This window comes from Pseudomonas sp. GW822-FHT05A08, from assembly GCF_058800485.1.
Genome location: NZ_CM179511.1, coordinates 123,091 through 140,216 on the forward strand (window position 1 = coordinate 123,091; position 17,126 = coordinate 140,216).

At 65.2% G+C, this 17,126-nt stretch carries 14 protein-coding genes and 1 pseudogene; 9 read left to right on the forward strand and 6 right to left on the reverse strand.

Going from position 1 to position 17,126, the window contains the following annotated elements:
* The first annotated feature begins 137 nt into the window (after positions 1-137).
* From AC3RCP_RS00595 to AC3RCP_RS00610, 4 genes are all read left to right on the forward strand, one after another.
* On the forward strand, positions 138-1,130 hold the full coding sequence (locus AC3RCP_RS00595) for an AraC family transcriptional regulator (RefSeq protein WP_101336309.1): 993 nt from the start codon (positions 138-140) through the stop codon (positions 1,128-1,130).
* 71 nt (positions 1,131-1,201) lie between these two features.
* Entirely contained in the window at positions 1,202-3,121 is a 1,920-nt protein-coding gene (locus tag AC3RCP_RS00600; protein WP_492570546.1) for an ankyrin repeat domain-containing protein, read from the forward strand.
* 161 nt (positions 3,122-3,282) lie between these two features.
* Positions 3,283-4,314 carry a histone deacetylase family protein gene (locus AC3RCP_RS00605; protein WP_053263141.1) on the forward strand — a complete coding sequence of 344 codons (1,032 nt, stop codon included), beginning with the start codon at positions 3,283-3,285 and terminating at the stop codon, positions 4,312-4,314.
* A gap of 14 nt (positions 4,315-4,328) precedes the next feature.
* Positions 4,329-5,429, forward strand: coding sequence for a polyamine ABC transporter substrate-binding protein (locus AC3RCP_RS00610; RefSeq protein ID WP_492570545.1), 1,101 nt, complete (start codon positions 4,329-4,331; stop codon positions 5,427-5,429).
* A gap of 124 nt (positions 5,430-5,553) precedes the next feature.
* Here the strand turns inward: AC3RCP_RS00610 and AC3RCP_RS00615 are convergent, their stop codons facing one another.
* Both AC3RCP_RS00615 and pdxR read right to left on the reverse strand, forming a co-directional pair.
* Positions 5,554-6,765, reverse strand: a complete 1,212-nt coding sequence (locus AC3RCP_RS00615) for a YeeE/YedE family protein (RefSeq protein WP_053263143.1) — start codon at positions 6,763-6,765, stop codon at positions 5,554-5,556.
* A 39-nt stretch (positions 6,766-6,804) separates the two neighbouring features.
* The gene (gene pdxR, locus AC3RCP_RS00620; RefSeq protein WP_492570544.1) at positions 6,805-8,367 is read right to left on the reverse strand and encodes a MocR-like pyridoxine biosynthesis transcription factor PdxR; all 1,563 of its coding nucleotides are present in this window, start codon (positions 8,365-8,367) and stop codon (positions 6,805-6,807) included.
* Between the two features lie 120 nt (positions 8,368-8,487).
* Between pdxR and AC3RCP_RS00625 the strand changes: the two genes are divergently transcribed.
* The 3 genes from AC3RCP_RS00625 to AC3RCP_RS00635 are packed head-to-tail and all read left to right on the forward strand — an operon-like array spanning position 8,488 to position 10,255.
* Positions 8,488-9,123 carry an FMN-binding negative transcriptional regulator gene (locus AC3RCP_RS00625; protein ID WP_007927566.1) on the forward strand — a complete coding sequence of 212 codons (636 nt, stop codon included), beginning with the start codon at positions 8,488-8,490 and terminating at the stop codon, positions 9,121-9,123.
* A complete protein-coding gene (locus tag AC3RCP_RS00630) occupies positions 9,120-9,566 on the forward strand; it encodes a GNAT family N-acetyltransferase (protein WP_007927568.1) in 447 nt (148 codons plus the stop codon). Before AC3RCP_RS00625 ends, AC3RCP_RS00630 begins: the two co-directional genes overlap by 4 nt.
* A gap of 17 nt (positions 9,567-9,583) precedes the next feature.
* On the forward strand, positions 9,584-10,255 hold the full coding sequence (locus AC3RCP_RS00635) for a GNAT family N-acetyltransferase (RefSeq protein WP_085532737.1): 672 nt from the start codon (positions 9,584-9,586) through the stop codon (positions 10,253-10,255).
* A 436-nt stretch (positions 10,256-10,691) separates the two neighbouring features.
* On the opposite strand, the gene AC3RCP_RS00640 is transcribed toward AC3RCP_RS00635, so the two are convergent.
* A complete protein-coding gene (locus AC3RCP_RS00640) occupies positions 10,692-11,591 on the reverse strand; it encodes a homocysteine S-methyltransferase family protein (RefSeq protein ID WP_101336316.1) in 900 nt (299 codons plus the stop codon).
* A gap of 111 nt (positions 11,592-11,702) precedes the next feature.
* On the opposite strand from AC3RCP_RS00640, the gene AC3RCP_RS00645 reads away from it, so the two are divergent.
* Positions 11,703-12,524, forward strand: a complete 822-nt coding sequence (locus AC3RCP_RS00645) for an ABC transporter substrate-binding protein (RefSeq protein ID WP_053263149.1) — start codon at positions 11,703-11,705, stop codon at positions 12,522-12,524.
* Positions 12,521-13,357 carry an amino acid ABC transporter permease gene (locus tag AC3RCP_RS00650; RefSeq protein WP_457295246.1) on the forward strand — a complete coding sequence of 279 codons (837 nt, stop codon included), beginning with the start codon at positions 12,521-12,523 and terminating at the stop codon, positions 13,355-13,357. The genes AC3RCP_RS00645 and AC3RCP_RS00650 overlap by 4 nt, the downstream gene beginning before the upstream one ends.
* Positions 13,358-13,444: 87 nt before the next feature.
* Here AC3RCP_RS00650 and AC3RCP_RS00655 read toward each other — a convergent pair.
* From AC3RCP_RS00655 to oadA, 3 genes and pseudogenes are all read right to left on the reverse strand, one after another.
* A pseudogene (locus AC3RCP_RS00655) lies at positions 13,445-13,711 on the reverse strand (helix-turn-helix domain-containing protein); the annotation flags it as partial.
* On the reverse strand, positions 13,708-14,982 hold the full coding sequence (locus tag AC3RCP_RS00660; RefSeq protein ID WP_492570543.1) for a type II toxin-antitoxin system HipA family toxin: 1,275 nt from the start codon (positions 14,980-14,982) through the stop codon (positions 13,708-13,710). The pseudogene AC3RCP_RS00655 and the gene AC3RCP_RS00660, both read right to left, overlap by 4 nt.
* Before the next feature lie 307 nt (positions 14,983-15,289).
* Entirely contained in the window at positions 15,290-17,098 is a 1,809-nt protein-coding gene (gene oadA / locus AC3RCP_RS00665; RefSeq protein WP_492570542.1) for a sodium-extruding oxaloacetate decarboxylase subunit alpha, read from the reverse strand.
* Between the last annotated feature and the right edge of the window lie 28 nt (positions 17,099-17,126).

The following is a 17,126-nucleotide window of genomic DNA, read 5'->3' on the forward strand; positions in this document are numbered from 1 at the left end:
TCCCTTGTAGGAGCGAGCTTGCTCGCGATAGCCGCAACGCGGCGATCCAGCCGCCGCCCCACGTCATCGTTGGAATTTGTCGCAGGCGCGGCATACAAATTGCTCCGTTTTCAGCATCCCCCGGGCTGGAAACGGACATGCTGCATTCCCACCTCACCACCCTCAACGCCGTCTCGCTGGTGCTCAACACCTTCAAAGACCAAGGGCTGCCCAGTGACGCGCTGCTGGCCGGCAGCGGCATCAACGCCGCCGACCTGAGCCGCGCCGACACCCGCATCACCACCAACCAGGAAATGCTGGTGTGCGCCAACGCCGTGGCCCTGCAACGGGATATCGGCCTGGAGCTGGGCCGGCGCATGCACGTCTCCAGCTACGGCATGCTCGGTTATGCCCTGCTCACCAGTGCCACCTTAGGTGACGCTTTGCGCCTGGCGCTGCGTTATCCGGCGCTGTTGGGAACACTTTTCGAGCTGAGCCTGGAAGCGGATGGCGAGCTGATCTGGCTGACCGCCGCGGATTACCGCGAGAACCCGGCGCTGGCGACCTTCAATATCGAGTTCTGCCTGGTGTCGATGAAGGTCATCTGCGACGACCTGCTGGGCCATCCGCTGCCCTTGCGCGGTGCCCGCTTCGACTACCCCGCCCCCGATTACCAGCGCCGCTATGCCGAGCGCTTCGACTGCCCGCTGCAATTCGATGCAACCTGCAATGCCTTCGCCTTCGACCGGCGCTGGCTCGAACAGCCGCTGCCCCTGGCGGACGCCATCACCCACCAGGCCATGGCCGAACGCTGCCGCAAGCAGAACACCGAATTCACCGGGCGCCAGGCCTGGCTGGGGCGTATCCGCCAGCTGCTGGCGGCGCAACTGGACGCCGCGCCGGGACTGGAAGGCCTGGCCGAACAGATGAACTGCTCGGCCCGCACCCTGCGCCGGCACCTCAAGGACCTGGGGTGCAGCTATCAGGAACTGCTCGACGAGCTGCGCTTCGAGCGGGCCAAGCAGATGCTCTGCGAGGACGACCTGCCGATCTACCGCATCGCCGAAGCCCTGGGCTTCAGCGAAACCGCGAGCTTCCGCCATGCCTTCGTGCGCTGGAGCGGCGTCGCCCCGAGCCAGTTCCGGCCCTGACACAAACCCCGGCATAAAACCGCCGATTGCATTACATTGCCGGCCTTTCATACCGGCAAGGGACTGCAAACGTGAACTTCTTTACAGGCATCGTTGCCAGGCACATCCGCTTTTGCGCGAGCGGCCTGGCGCTGCTGATGCTCGCCATCGCCCCCGCCGTCCAGGCATTCGACCTGGACCTGGCCAAGATCAAATGGTGGCAAGTCTCCCGCGGTATCGTCCTGGACGAGCCGGAAACCGCCACCCTGCAGATCAAGCCGTTCCCCCTGCCAGGCCTTGAGCAGCTGCCGGCGCGGATCGTGCTCAGCCAGTACCGCGGGCTGTTTTATCTCAACGCCTACCAGGACACGCAGTACCAGCAGCGCATCTACAAGTCGCCGCCCTTGCCGCTATTCAGCCCCGAGGAACTGCGGGCCTGCGTCTCGCCGGACGACCCGATCCAGGTCTCGGACAACTGGCCGCCGAGCAATCAGCTCGAAGTCGGGCTGAGCCTGACGCCCTTGAGCTTCAATTGCATCAGCCCGGACTGGCAACTCAGCCAGCGTTATCTGCTGATCGACCAGCGCTATCCGCAGCAGCCGATGCTGGCCGTCAGTCACCGCCGCGACCTGACCCAGATGGACTTCACGCCGCTGCAACCGATCGGCACCGAGATCGAGCAACAGTGGTTGTACGCCCTGCAGCGCTTTCCTGCGTGGTTCCGGCCCTTCAGCAGCGGCGCAGGTCCGATCACCTTCAATGCCTATGCGCCAGCGGCCACGGCGGATGACGTCTGGGCGCGGTTCCGCGAACTCCACGAGCAACTGCGCAAAGCCAAGGACAAGGGGCCGGGCATCCGCCAGGTAGAAGACTTCTTCGCCGCCCATGACTTTCGCACCATGGCCCAGGACCGCAGTGAATACCCGGGCCTGCTCAACGACATCGCCTACTGGACCAGCGAGGCCGGCCAGCTGAAAACCGCCCGCCCCTGGCTGTTGGAGGTGTTGCGCCGGGAACCCGGGCGCATGCCGACCTACCTCAACCTGGCCGACCTGGACTGGGCCCAGTTCGAACAACGGCCGCTGGACAACATCCACCAGGGCCGCGCCATCGAGCGCTATCGGCTGTATTGCGGCCTGCGCCTGCAACGCCAGTTGAGCGTGCCGCCGCGGGTGCTAGAGCGCCTGGGCCTGAAGTCCGCCAACCCGCAGGCGTGCCAGGGCTTCTGGCCGCTGGTGGCCGCCGTGGATGCCGGCGACGCGGCCGAGGTCCGGCGCTTGCTGGCCGGTGGCGTCAGTGGCGAAGTCATGGCCGACGACGGGCGCAGCGCCCTGCTGCACGCCCTGGATGCGCCAAACCTGGAGATCGCCCGACTGCTGCTGGCCCACGACGCCCATACCAGCGGCCAGTACAAATGGACCACCCTGGCCCTGCAGGCCATGGAGCGCGACCTCAAGGACAGCCCCGACCTGAACCAGGGCGGGCGTCTCAAATTCCTCCTGGAAGCCGGCGTCGCCATCGACGAGCAAAACAGCCGGGGCTACACCCCGCTGATGCAACTGGCCGAGCAGACACGCAACCTCGAAGGCTTCACCTGGCTGCTGCAACACCCGCAGAACCTCGAACTGCGCACCGTGGATGACAACGAAACCGCACTGTACCGGGCGTTCTGGGGCAACAACTACACGGCCATGAGGCAGCTGATCGAAGCCGGTGCCAATCTCAACCTGAACTACGGTCGTGGCACCTGCTCCAACCAGCAACCCGGCGGCCAGAGCCTGCTGACGTTCGTCGCCGACAAGACCTCCGCCGACGACAAGTCCCCCACTGTCAGCCAGCAGGAGACCCTGGACATGTTCACCCTGCTGCTGGAGAAAGGCGCCGATCCGAACGCCGGCCAGCGCTGCGAGAAAAACGGCCGCGCCCTGCTGCTGGGTATCCTCACCCGGAAAAAACGCGAGGACATGCTCCAGGTGCTGCAGCGCTTCGATCAAGCGCCGCCCGCAAGCTGACCCCGCTGGCGCCCCGCAATGGGGCGCCGTGCTGTTTCAAGGGGCGAATTGCGGACACAGGTTTTGGCCATATCGATCCCCTTTTGGCCGCTCCTGCCGTTCTCCAAAAGCCCCGGCGCCGCAAGACTGTGAGCACCGAACCAGCCTGCGGAGAACAAGAAATGCTGACGATCTACTCGGACGATCACCACCTGCACCACGGCCGCTGCGAACTGATCGACGGGCAACTGATGCCCTGCTTCGAAATGCCGTCGCGCGCCGACCACGTGCTGGACCGCGTGAAGTATCGCAACCTGGGCCCGGTCGAGGCGCCCAGGGACTTCGGCCTGGGGCCCATCGAACGCATCCACAGCCGCGCCTACCTGGACTTCTTCAAGGGCGCCTGGGACCGCTGGGCCGCCCAGGGCATCGACGGCGACCTGCTGCCCTACACCTGGCCGGCGCGCACCCTGCGCAGCGTGATCCCCACCAGCCTGCACGGCCAGCTTGGCTACTACAGCTTCGACGGTGGCGCGCCGATCACCGCCGGCACCTGGCAGGCGGCCTACAGCGCCGCGCAAGTCGCCCTGACCGCCCAGGCGGTGATCCAGCGCGGCGCGCGCAGTGCCTTCGCCCTGTGCCGGCCACCGGGACACCATGCCGCCGGCGACCTGATGGGCGGCTACTGCTACCTGAACAACGCGGCCATCGCCGCCCAGGCCTTCCTCGACCAGGGCCACAAGAAGGTCGCGATCCTCGACGTCGACTACCACCACGGCAACGGCACCCAGTCGATTTTCTACGAACGCAGTGACGTGCTGTTCACCTCGATCCACGGCCACCCGGAAGCCGAATTCCCGTTCTTCCTGGGGTACGCGGACGAACTCGGCGAAGGTGCCGGCGAGGGCTTCAACTTCAACTACCCGCTGCCCGCCGGCAGCGGCTGGGACAGCTGGAGCGCGGCGCTGGAACAGGCCTGCGAGGAAATCCGCCGTTATGGCGCCGACATAGTGGTCGTATCGCTGGGCGTGGACACCTTCAAGGACGACCCGATCTCGCAGTTCAAGCTCGACAGCCCGGACTACCTGGCCATGGGGCAACGCATTGCCGCCCTGGGCACGCCGACGCTGTTCGTCATGGAAGGCGGCTACGCCGTGGAAGAGATCGGCATCAACGCCGTCAACGTTCTCGAAGGCTTTCAAAACGCCCAGTGAAGGAAACCCGCCACATGAACAGGCTCAAAAGCTACCTCTTGCCCGCGCTCTGCGCGGCGCTGCTGGGCAGTGCCGCACAGGCTGAAGAACGCACCCTGCGCGTCTACAACTGGTTCGACTACATCACCCCCAAGGCCCTGGAAGACTTCAAGGCCGAGAACAGCCAGGTCAAGCTGGTCTACGACATCTTCGACACCAACGAGGCGCTGGAAGCCAAGCTGCTGACCGGCAACTCCGGCTACGACGTGGTGGTGCCGTCCAACGTGTTCCTCGCCAAGCAGATCGAGGCCGGGGTGTTCCAGCCGCTGGACCGCAGCAAGCTGCCGAACTGGAACCACCTCGATCCCAAGCTGATGCAGCTGATCGAGGCCAACGACCCGGGCAATAAGTTCGCCGTGCCCTACATGTACGGCACCATCCTGATCGGCTTCAACCCAGCCAAGGTCAAGGCCGCCCTCGGCGAGAACGCGCCGGTGGACAGCTGGGACCTGATCTTCAAGGAAGAGAACATCAGCAAGCTCAAGCAGTGCGGCGTGGCCCTGCTCGACTCGCCGTCGGAGATCCTGCCGCTGGCCCTGCAGCACCTGGGCCTGGACCCCAACAGCAAGCAGCCGGCGGACTACGCCAAGGCCGAAGCACTGCTGCTGAAGATCCGCCCCTACGTCACCTACTTCCACTCGTCCAAGTACATGGCCGACATCGCCAATGGCGATATCTGCGTGGCGGTGGGGTATTCCGGCAGCTTCTCCCAGGCCGCCAACCGCGCCAAGGAAGCCAAGAACGGCGTGGTGGTGGACATGCGCCTGCCCAAGGAAGGGGCGCCGATCTGGTTCGACATGCTGGCGATCCCCAAAGGCGCGAAGAACCCGGACGATGCCTACCGCTTCATCAACTACCTGCTGCAACCCAAGGTGATCGCCCCGGTCAGCGACTTCGTCGGCTACCCGAACCCGAACAGGGACGCCACCGAGCAGGTCGATCCGTCGATCCGCAACAACCCCAACCTGTACCCGACCGACGCGGCGATGAGCACGCTGTACACCTTGCGGCCGCTGCCACGGGACGCGGAACGGGCGCGGACCCGGGCCTGGACCAAGATCAAGGCCGGGACCTGATCGCCCGGCGTCCGTAGGAGCGAGGCTTGCCCGCGATAGGGACACCGCGGTGTATCGATTGCACCGCGTTATCGTTCATCGCGGGCAATCCTCGCTCCTACAGAGCCCCTGCCTCAAGAACGTTTCAGCACCCCGTCAGCCCTTGCGGTTGACGCTCCTCGGCAAAGAACCACGGCCGCAGGCGCACGCCTACGCCATTGCCGATAAAGGCCGCTACCAGCCACAGCCAGCCGTGCAGGCTGCCGGAGGCGATACCGCTGAAGTAGGCGCCGATGTTGCAGCCGTAGGCCAGGCGCGCACCGTATCCCAGCAGCAAACCACCAATCACCGCCGCCACCAGCGAGCGCGCGGGAATCTTCAGGCTTGGCGCGAAACGCCCGGCCAGGCCCGCCGCCAGCAAGGCGCCGAAGACGATGCCGATATCCATCACGCTGGTGATGTCCTGCCACACCGGCGCGGCCAGGGCCTTGGCGTTCGCCGCGCCCTGCCAGAACACCCAACTGCCGACATCCACCCCCAGCCCGCTGGCGACCTTGGCGCCCCACAGGGCAAACGCCGAGGTGATGCCCCAGGGCCGGCCGGCCAGGGCCAGGGTGGCGAAGTTCAACAGGGCCAGGGCGACCGCGCCCCACACCAATGGCCAGGGCCCGCGCAGCAGGCGGCGCCAGCCCTGGTGCGCGCTGTCGACCGGCGCTTCCAGCGTGCCGTGGCGGCTCTTCTCCAGGCGTACCGTAACCAGGGCGATCAGGGCGAACAGACCGAGGCTGAGCCCCAATGCCGGCGCCACGCCGAAGCGCTGCACGATGGACACCGGCGGCAGCGACGGCAAGGCGAACCACCAGTCCACATGGTGGGTGGCGATCAGCGAACCGCAGATGAAAAACAGCAGGGTCACCAGCATCCGCGCGTTGCCGCCGCCCACGGTAAACAGCGTGCCGGACGCGCAACCACCGCCCAGCTGCATGCCGATGCCGAAAATGAACGCACCGACAATCACCGAGACGCCGGCCGGCGCCACCAGCCCCGTGACCGGCGAACCGAACAGGCTGCCCGCGCCCAGAGCCGGGAAGAACAGCAGCACCGCCAGCGCCAGCATGACCATCTGCGCCCGCAGGCCGGCGCCGCGGCGATCGCGGATAAACACCCGCCAAGCCGAAGTGAAACCGAAGGCGGCGTGATACAGGGTCAGGCCCAGGGCCGCGCCCAGCAGCAACAGCCACACCTGGCGCGAGCCGACCTGGGCCTGCAGGAATACAGCGCCGGCCAGCAGCACGATCAAAGCGAACAAGGGCGCGCCGAACTTGCGTTCGGGCGTCGCGGAAAGAGTCAGGCTCATAAGGGTTCTCGACAAAGACAATGGCCGCGAGTATAGCCGTCACACGCCCCAGGCCCGGCGCAGACGCTCCAGGGCACAGGCGATAGCGGCCTCGGGCACCGCGGCGAAGCCCAGCACCAGGCCAGCGCGCTGGTCCGCCGGCTGGGGCGAGTCCGGCAGCCAGTAGTTGCTCAGGCCGTTGATCTCGACATCCACGGCGGCGGCCTTTTCCACCAGTTCGCGCTCCCGCGCCAGGCTCTGCACCGGGATCGTCAGGTGCAGGCCCGCCGCCACGTTTGGCACCTTGCCCACCCCGGGGATATCCACAGGCCAGCCGGCCAGCAAGGCATTGCGCCGACTCAGGGCGGCGCGGCGCATGCGCCGGATATGCCGCTGGAAATGCCCGGCGGCCATGAACTCGGCCATCACCGCCTGGGTGCTGACCTCGGAATGGCGCACATCCAGCGCCCGGCGCTGAGCGAAGGGTTGCACCAGCGCCGGCGGCAGCACCAGGTAACCCAGGCGCAAGGCCGGGAACGCGACCTTGCCGAAAGTGCCGACGTACAGCACCCGGCCCTGCCGGTCGAGCGCCGCCAGGGGGGCCAGCGGCGCCCCGCTGTAGCGGTACTCGCCGTCATAGTCGTCCTCGACGATCCAGCCATTGCTGCGCTCGGCCCAGGCCAGCAGTTCCAGGCGCCGGGCCAGGCTCAGGGTGACCCCGGTGGGGTACTGATGGGACGGCGTAACGTAGACCAGTCGGCAATCGCTCAGGGCTGCCAGCGCCCCGCAGTCGAAGCCCTCGTTATCCACCGCCACCCCGTGCAGGCGCGCGCCGGCAATCGCGAAGGCATGCCCCGCCGCCCGATAGCCGGGATTTTCCACCGCCACCCCGTCGCCAGGGTTCACCAGCAACTGTGCACAAAGGCTTATGCCCTGTTGTGCACCACTGGTGATCACAATTTGTTCAGCGCTGCATTGCATGCCGCGCGAACTGCGCAAGTAGGCGGCGATCAATCCGCGCAGGCGCTCCTCACCGGCCGAATCGCCATAACACAGCTGGCCCAGATCCGGTTTGCGCCAGAAAGCCGCATTCAGCTTGGCCCAGACCTCGAACGGAAACAGATCGAAGGCCGGAATCCCCACCCGAAAAGCCCGTGGCGGACCGCTTTGCGGAGTCGCCAAATGGTGCTGTTCGACCCGCTCCAACGCCTCGCTGTGGATAACTTTACTGGATGTAATCCCAGGTAAGTCCAGACATTTTGTGGATAACCCTGTGGGTAAGCCTGGTGATAACCCTGTGGATACTTTTGTGGATAAATTTTTTGTGGCCTTTTTGATCGGCAGCCGGCTCTCGGGCAATTGCGCCACGTAGGTGCCATCGCCCACCCGGCCTTCGATAAAACCTTCGGCGTACAGCTGGTCGTAGGCGCGCACCACGCTATTGCGGGAAATCTCCAGGGCCGCCGCCAGGTCGCGGCTGGCCGGCAGGCGCGTGCCGCTGGCCAGCCGACCGTCCAGCACCCGCTGGCGCAGCGCCTGGTACAGCTGGCGGCTGAGCCCCTGGCCGCGGTCCAGCTCGATACCGGCGGGGTTGAAGGAAAGCGGCAATGTCGGGCTGTTCATGTACTCCCCCCGGCCGGCTGAATGGACCCGCCAATGGACCTATGAAAATGACTGAAGATGGCTCTTACAACAGACCAATAGCCTGCCTAGGATGCAGCCATTCGCCAAGGATATTTTTCCATGTACCTACCCCGCGCTTTCGCCGAAGAAGACCTGCCTACCCTGCACCAGCTGATCGGGGAAACCCGCCTTGCCACCCTGGTGACCTACGGGGAGCGCGGTCTGCAGGCCAATCACCTGCCGCTGTCGTTCGCCCCGGACCAGGGCCCGTACGGCACCCTCTACGGCCACCTGGCCAGGGCCAACCCGCAATGGCAGGAACTGGCCAGCGGCGCCGAGGCGCTGCTGATCTTCCAGGGCGCCGAAGCCTACGTCAGCCCGTCGCTGTACCCGAGCAAGGCCGAGCACGGCAAAGTGGTGCCGACCTGGAACTACGTGAGCGTGCATGCCTACGGCGTGGCCGAGGTGTTCCACGATCCGCAGCGCATCCGCGAAGTGGTCAGCGCCCTGACCGACCAGCATGAAGCCGGCCGCGCCAGCCCCTGGAAATTCGAGGACGCCCCCGCCGAGTTCATGGACAGCATGCTGCGCGCCATCGTCGGCTTCGCCCTGCCGATCCAGCGCCTGGAGGGCAAGCGCAAACTCAGCCAGAACCGCACCGCCGCCGACATCGCCGGCGTGCGCGAAGGGTTGGCCGCCAGCGCCGATCCCCATGACCAGAGCATTTCCCAACTGATGCGCCAGGAGCAGCCATGAGCCAGATCCAGATTCGTCCCGTCACCGCCGCTGACCATGCAGCCTGGCTGCCGCTGTGGCAGGCCTACCTGCGTTTCTACGAGACCGAGCTGGCCGACGCGGTCACCCGCAGCACCTGGCAGCGCTTCCTCGATCCCGCCGAGCCGACCCACGCCGCCCTGGCCTGGGACGGCGAGCAGGCGGTGGGCATGGTGCATTTCATCTACCATCGCTCCAACTGGAGCATCGAGAACTCCTGCTACCTGCAGGACTTGCTGGTGGTCCCGGAGCAACGCGGCACCGGCGTCGGTCGCCAACTGATCGAATTCGTCTACGCCACCGCCAAGGCCGACGGCTGCTGCAAGGTCCACTGGCTGACCCACGAAACCAACGCCACCGCCATCCAGCTCTACGAGCGGATCGCTGAACGCCCGGGTTTCATTCAATTTCGCAAAGCCCTTTAAGCGTTCAAGGAGAACCCATGCCGACCTCACTCGCCGATTGGAAAGGCGTACCGCCGCCGTCGACCACCCTGCTCGAAGGGCGCTTTATCCGCCTGGAAAAACTCGACCCGGCGCGCCACGCCGACGACCTGTGGCACGCCTTCCAGGGCCCGGGCGCCGACCCCAAGCTGTGGGACTACCTGCCCTACGGGCCCTTTACCGAGCGCAGCGCCTTCAATGACTGGCTGAACAACCATGCGGCCAACAGCGACCCGTATTTCTTCAGCGTGGTCGACCGGGCCAGCGGCCAGGTGCAGGGCCTGCTCAGCCTGATGTCGATCGTCCCGGCCCAGGGCCGCATCGAGATCGGCCACGTCACCTTCGGCGCACCCATGCAACGCTCGCCCAAGAGCACCGAAGCGGTGTACCTGCTGGCCAAGGAAGCCTTCGCCCTCGGTTATCGCCGCCTGGAGTGGAAGTGCAACAACGCCAACGCCCGCTCGCGTTATGCGGCCGAGCGCCTGGGTTTCAGTTTCGAAGGGGTGTTCCGCCAGCACATGGTGGTCAAGGGCCAGAACCGCGATACCGCCTGGTATTCGATCCTCGATTCCGAATGGCCGAAGGTCGGCGCCGGGTTCGAGCGCTGGTTGAGCGAGGACAACCAGAGCGGCTCGGGGCAGTTGAAGGGGTTGGCGGAGTGCCGGGGGTAAACCGCTGTAGCCGCTGGCGCAGCCTGCAATAGACCCGCAGGGTCTTTGGCGGTTGCAGGATCCCCGCGAGCGTGCTGCTCGATCGCAGCCTTTGGCAGCGGCTACACAAAGCATGGAACACGGCTCCATTATCGTGCCCGGCACTGCCCCTGTAGCCGCTGGCGCAGCCTGCGATAGACCCGCAGGGTCTTTGGCGCCAGCAAGATCCCCGCCGAGCGTGCCGCTCGATCGCAGCCTTCGGCAACGGCTACACAAAGCATGAGCACGGCTGCATTATCGTGCCCGGCATTGCCCTTGTAGCCGCTGGCGCAGCCTGCGATAGACCCGCAGGGTCTTTGGCGGTTGCAGGATCCCCGCGAGCGTGCCGCTCGATCGCAGCCTTCGGCAGCGGCTACATAGAGCATCGAGCGTGGTCGGGATATAGGAGTCGCACGGTTTAGGCCAGCTGCTGCGCCAGCACCGCAATGTGCTCCGGCCCGATACCGCAGCAACCGCCCAAGTGGCTGGCGCCGCGTTGCCGCCAGTCGGCCGCCCATTGCAGGTAACCCGGCGGGTCGAGGTCGTCGCGCAGCGGGTCGAGGCCATCGTTGGCCGTGGCTTCTTTCGGTTGCGGCGGGAAGGCGTTGGCATAGGCGCCGATATGGATCTTCACCCCCAGCCGCTCGAAGGTTACCCGCGCCGCGTCGATCGCCGCGCCTATCACTTCCGGCTGGCTGCAATTGAACAGCAGGGTTTCCACCCCCAGCTCGGCGGCCACCGCCGCCGCGTCCGCCACCGGCTCGCCGGAGCGCAGGCGTGGCACCTGGTCAGGGTTCTCATCGTGCAAGGTGAACGATAGCCAGAAGGGTTTGCCGTCCTTGGGCAGGCCGGCATGGATCGCCCGTGCCTCGACCGTGGAGCTCTGGGTTTCCGCCAGCCACAGGTCGACATGCGGAGCCAGGCCGTTGACCAGCGGCGCCAGCAACTCGGCGGCGCGATCGGCCTCGAACAGGTCCGGGCGATAGGAGCCGAACAGCGGCGGCAGCGAACCGGCTACCCGCACCGGCTTGCCGGAAGCCTGGACCGCGCGCCGCGCCAGTTCACCGGCCAAGGCCGCCAGCGCCTGGCCTTCGGCGGCAAAACGCGCTTCGCCGATGTGGAACGGCACCACCGCGTAGCTGTTGCTGGTGATGACGTTGGCACCGCTCTCGATATAAGCCGCATGCACCGCTTCCACTGCCTGCGGCGCTTCGCTCAGGGCCAGCGCCGACCACTCGGGCTGCCTGAACGGCGCCCCGCGGCGTTGCAGTTCACGACCCATGCCGCCATCCAGAATTACCCTGCTGCCTGTGCCCATATGCTCTTTACTCATATGCTTATGAAAATAACTCACTATCTGAGTCGCTCTTATAACTATTTAATACGCACCATTCAGTTAATAACAACCTTTTTTCTGCCCGGGATTCCAATGAAATTCAAACCGCTGCTGGCCCTGGGCCTGACGATTCTCGCTGCCTCCAGCCAGGCTTTTGCCGGTGCCACGCTGGACCGTATCGAACAGAAAAAAGAGTTGGTCGGCGTGCTGATGGAAAGCTACCCGCCCTTCTCCTTCCTCAACGATCAGAACCAGCTCGATGGCTTCGACGTCGACGTGGCCAAGGCCGTGGCCGACAAACTGGGGGTGAAGCTGCGCCTGGAAACGCCGTCCTGGGACGTGATCGCCGCCGGCCGCTGGAGCGGCCGCTACGACATCTGCATCTGCTCCATGACCCCGAGCAAGGCCCGCGCCGAAGTCTTCGACTTTCCGGTGCAGTACTACGCCTCGCCGGCGGTGATCGTAGTCAACGCCAAGGACGATCGTATCCACGGCGCCAAGGACCTGAGCGACAAGAAGGTCGGCCTGACCAGCGCGTCCAGCTACGAGAGCTACCTGAACAAGAACCTGGTGATCGAGGGTGCCGAGGACACCCGGTTGCAGTACCCGTTCGACAACGTGCAGATCGCCCCGTACGACACCGACAACGTGGCCTTCCAGGACCTCGGCCTGGGCGCTGGCGTGCGCCTGGACGCGATCCTCACCAACCTGGTAACGGCCCAGCCGCGCCTGGCCCAGGACCCGCGCTTCAAGCTCGCCGGCGAGCCGCTGTACGCCGAACCCAACTCGGTGGCCATCGAGAAAGGCGACGCCCAGTGGCATGCCAAGGTCCGTGAAGTATTCGCCCAGCTGAAGCAGGACGGCACCCTGAGCAAGCTCTCGCAGAAATGGATCGGCGCCGACATCAGCCAATGACTTCTCTTTCGCAACCGCCCCGGCCACCGCAAGCGCTGGCCGGGCCACGGGTCAAACGCCTCTTCGGTTTCCGCGCCCGCCTGTACCTGACCTGGGCGGTGCTGTTCGGCCTGTTCGCCAGTTTCTTCCTGAGCTTCGACCTGAAGTTCTCGATCATCCTCGACAAGCTGCCCAACCTGCTCGGCATCACCCTGGCCCCCAACGGGTTTCTGCAAGGCGCGGCGCTGACCCTGTTCCTCTGCCTCTGCTCGATCGTGCTGTCGTCGCTGCTGGGCTTCGTCACCGCGCTGGCCCGGTTGTCGAAAAGCGCCGTGGCCTTTGGCATCGCCAGCTTCTACGCCTCGTTCTTTCGCGGCACGCCGCTGCTGATCCAGATCCTGCTGATCTACCTCGGCCTGCCGCAACTGGGCGTGGTGCCGGGCGCCATCGCCGCGGGGATCATCGCCCTGTCGCTGAACTACGGCGCCTACCTCAGCGAAATCTTCCGCGCCGGCATCCTCGGCGTGCCCCACGGCCAACGCCAGGCGGCCCTGGCCCTGGGCATGAGTGACAGCGTGATCTTCTGGCAGGTGACCCTGCCCCAGGCCATGCGCACCATCATCCCGCCGGCCACCAACCAGTTCATCTCGATGCTCAAGGACTCGTCGCTGATCTCGGTGATGGGCGTCTGGGAAGTGATGTTCCTGGCCCAGTCCTACGGCCGCTCCAGCTACCGCTACATCGAAATGCTCAGCACCGCGGCGATCATCTACTGGTTGCTGTCGATCGGCCTGGAACTGATCCAGGCGCGGATGGAAAGGCATTACGGCAAGGCTTACGCCCAGCGCGACTGAGGCTCAGTGAGGTGCCGAGGGTTCGGGCGTACCCGGGCCCTTTTCCAGGCGCTCGAGATCACTGAGCAGCGAGCGGGCGCGACTGGTTTTCTGCACGGCCAGCACCCCCATCTGCAAACCGAAGGGCTTGAACACCGCGTTCAACGACTTGAGGGTCGGGTTGCCGTCACCGTGTTCGATGTGGATCAGGGTGCGCAGGGAAATCCGGCACATCCTGGCGAACTGGCTCTGGTGCAGCCCCGTGACTTCGCTGCGCAGGCGCCTGACCGCATCGCCAAGCGGCAAGCGGCCGGCCGCCAGCTCCTGCTGGATGTTGTCGATCAGCGCGCCGCGTTCTTCCAGGGTTGTACTCATCGCAGTCCCCACTCCTGCAGGCGTCGGTCCAAGTGGCGCAAGTGAATGCGCGGGTGATTCAGGGTGGCGTCGGGCAAGCCGCTGGCGTGCAACAGGTCCGGCAAGGCCCGTAGCCGTTCGGCATCCTCCCGCAGGCGTGTCAGGGCGGCTTCAGGGTCGAGCAGCGGCTTCAGGCTCGCGCATACCAGGCGCCAGTCCACGTCACCCGCCACTTCCATGCGCCCGGGCCATTTGATGGTCCGGGTAATGCCCTCATCGTCCATGACCGTGGGTGCCAGATCGTAGATCGGCGCCAGCTGCACCCGACTGTCGGTGCGGATGATCGAGAGGTTGCGTCCATGATTGTCCGAGTTGCCGAGGATCTTGTTGAGCAGGTCCCGGCGCAGGTAATCCGCCACCAGCTCGGGGATCGCCGATTCCTGGCCCGTGGCTCGCCACAGTTCGGCGAGGATCCCCAGCACCTCGGTGTGCCGCATGCCCTGGCCATGGCCCACCAGCCCCGCCAGGGAATAGATCGACTCCACCGCCAGGCGCTCCACCCCCGCCGGCGTTACCCGACGGTCGAAGCGCTGCATCCACAGGCTGGGCCTGGGTCCTTCTTCCAGGGCCAGGCCCTCGGCCGGCAGCGTATCGATGCCCAACTGTTGCAGCGCCCGGTAATAGTGGAATTCGCTCCTGAGGATGTCGCCGTCATTCTGCGTGGCCGGGTTGCGGGGAAACTTCACCCACCAGTGGTACGCCGCCGAGGCGTCGTCGAGCAGCGCATCGGGGTACAGCAGGCCCTCGCGGTTTTGACTCAGCAGCAGCTTGGGCGCCTCACCGCCGATGCTCGCAGTACCGCCGAACGCCGCGCCCTGCTCGTGGGCGTACTCGAGAAAGCGATTATCGAGGGCGATCACCTGGTCCCGGGAAAACCCCAGCGCCGGACGCCTGCGCAAGCCCGCCAGCGACTCCTTGATCCGCAGGTTGCCGATGGGTGCCGCAGTGGACCGACTCAAGAGGAACAACTCGACGCCCATGCCGTCCGGCCGCTCGTGGCCAATCTGGCGCAGCAGGAAGCGCCCGGTCGCTGCCGCCGGGGCAAGGTCATAGAGAAAGGCCGGGGCCCGTTCTTCCCGCCACGATTCCCAGCCCAATGGGATCTGCGCACTGACCGACCTGGCCAGCGGGCTGGCGACAGCCTCCAGGTTATCCACCAGATACTGCTGGACATAACCAAAACGGCAGGGGCTGGCGAAGCCCTCTTCGGGCCTGTCGAAGGTCAGGGTCATGGCGTCGTTCCATGCCCCTGCGCAGTAGAGCTGCAACGTCAGCCGAAGCACTTTGTCACCTGCATTTTAGTGCACTTTTAATGAGCTATAAGTCAGTTAAGTGTATTGTAATACAGATATACAAAATCCAGAATGAAATAAGTGCATTAAAATACATTCACATGATGCTCGTTCCAGCCTGGAAATATCCCTCAAGCCGCCTGTAGCGGCACGCGCATTGCCCCCCCCCCGCCGCCCCGGCAACAGGCAAAAAAAAGGGAGGCCGTAGCCCCCCCGAGGTAAACAGTTACCGATGAAGGATTGAAAATCAGCCTTCGATCTCGATCAGGATTTCGCCCGGGTTGACCCGGTCGCCCTTGGCCACATGGATGGCGGTGACCTTGCCGGCGATGGCCGCCTGGACTTCGGTTTCCATCTTCATGGCTTCGGTGATCAGCACCGCCTGGCCGGCCTTGACGGTGTCGCCTTCCTTGACCAGCACGTCGACGATGTTGCCCGGCATGGTGGTGCTGACGTGGCCCGGCGCGCTGGCCTGCTTGCGCTTGCTGCTGCCGCTGCCGACGAACTCGTTGAGCGGCTCGAACACCACTTCTTCCGGCATGCCGTCGATGGACAAGTAGAAGTGGCGCTTGCCTTCGGCCTTCACGCCGACACCGGTGATGTCGACGCGGTAGGTCTCGCCGTGCACGTCAATGACGAACTCGGTCGGTACACCTTCGCCGCCGGCCGAGGTCACACCACCCGCTTCCGGAATCGGCAGCAGCACTTCCGGAGTCAGGGTGCCGGCTTCGCGTTCTTCGAGGAACTTGCGCCCGATGTCCGGGAACATGGCGTAGGTCAGCACGTCTTCTTCGGATTTGGCCAGGGCGCCGATGTCATTGCGCAGCTTGGTCATTTCCGACTTCAGCAGGTCGGCCGGGCGCACGTCGATCACTTCTTCGCTGCCGATGGCCTGGCGCCGCAGCTTCTCGTCCACCTCGCCCGGTGCCTTGCCGTAGCCGCCTTGCAGGTACAGCTTCACTTCGTTGGTGATGGTCTTGTAGCGCTCGCCGGCCAGCACGTTGAAGAACGCCTGGGTGCCGACGATCTGCGAAGTCGGGGTCACCAGCGGCGGGTAGCCGAGGTCGTGACGCACCCGCGGGATCTCCGCCAGCACTTCGTTCATGCGGTTCAGGGCGCCCTGCTCCTTGAGCTGGTTGGCCAGGTTGGAAATCATCCCGCCCGGCACCTGGTTGACCTGCACCCGGGTGTCGACCGCGGTGAATTCGCTTTCGAACTGGTGGTACTTCTTGCGCACGGCATAGAAGTACAGGCCGATCTCCTGCAGCAGTTCCAGGTCCAGGCCAGTGTCGAATTCGCTGCCTTTGAGGGCGGCGACCATCGACTCGGTGCCCGGGTGGCTGGTGCCCCAGGCGAAGCTGGAGATCGCGGTGTCGATATGGTCGGCGCCGTTCTCGATAGCCTTGAGCTGGCACATCGCGGCCAGGCCGGCGGTGTCATGGGAGTGGACGAACACCGGCAGCGATTGCTCGGCCTTCAGCGCCTTGACCAGTTCGCCGGTGGCGTAAGGGGTCAGCAGGCCGGCCATGTCCTTGATCGCCACCGAGTCGCAACCCATGGATTCCATTTGCTTGGCCTGGGCCACGAACGCCTCGATGGTGTGCACCGGGCTGGTGGTGTAGGCGATAGTGCCCTGGGCGTGCTTGCCGGCGGCTTTCACCGCTTCGATGGCCACCCGCAGGTTACGCACGTCGTTCATGGCGTCGAAGATGCGGAACACGTCGATGCCGTTGACCGCCGCCTTGGCGACGAAGGCCTTGACCACGTCGTCGCTGTAATGGCGGTAGCCCAGCAGGTTCTGCCCGCGCAGGAGCATTTGCAGGCGGGTGTTGGGCAGCGCGGCGCGCAGTTTGCGCAGGCGCTCCCACGGGTCTTCCTTGAGGAAGCGCACGCAGGCGTCGAAGGTCGCGCCGCCCCAGACTTCCAGCGACCAGTAGCCGACTTTGTCGAGCTTGTCGCAGATCGGCAGCATGTCTTCGGTGCGCATGCGGGTCGCCAGCAGCGATTGGTGGGCGTCGCGCAGGATGGTGTCAGTAACAAAGATCTTCTTGGACATTCTTATCTCCTCATAGCGACAAGCTTCA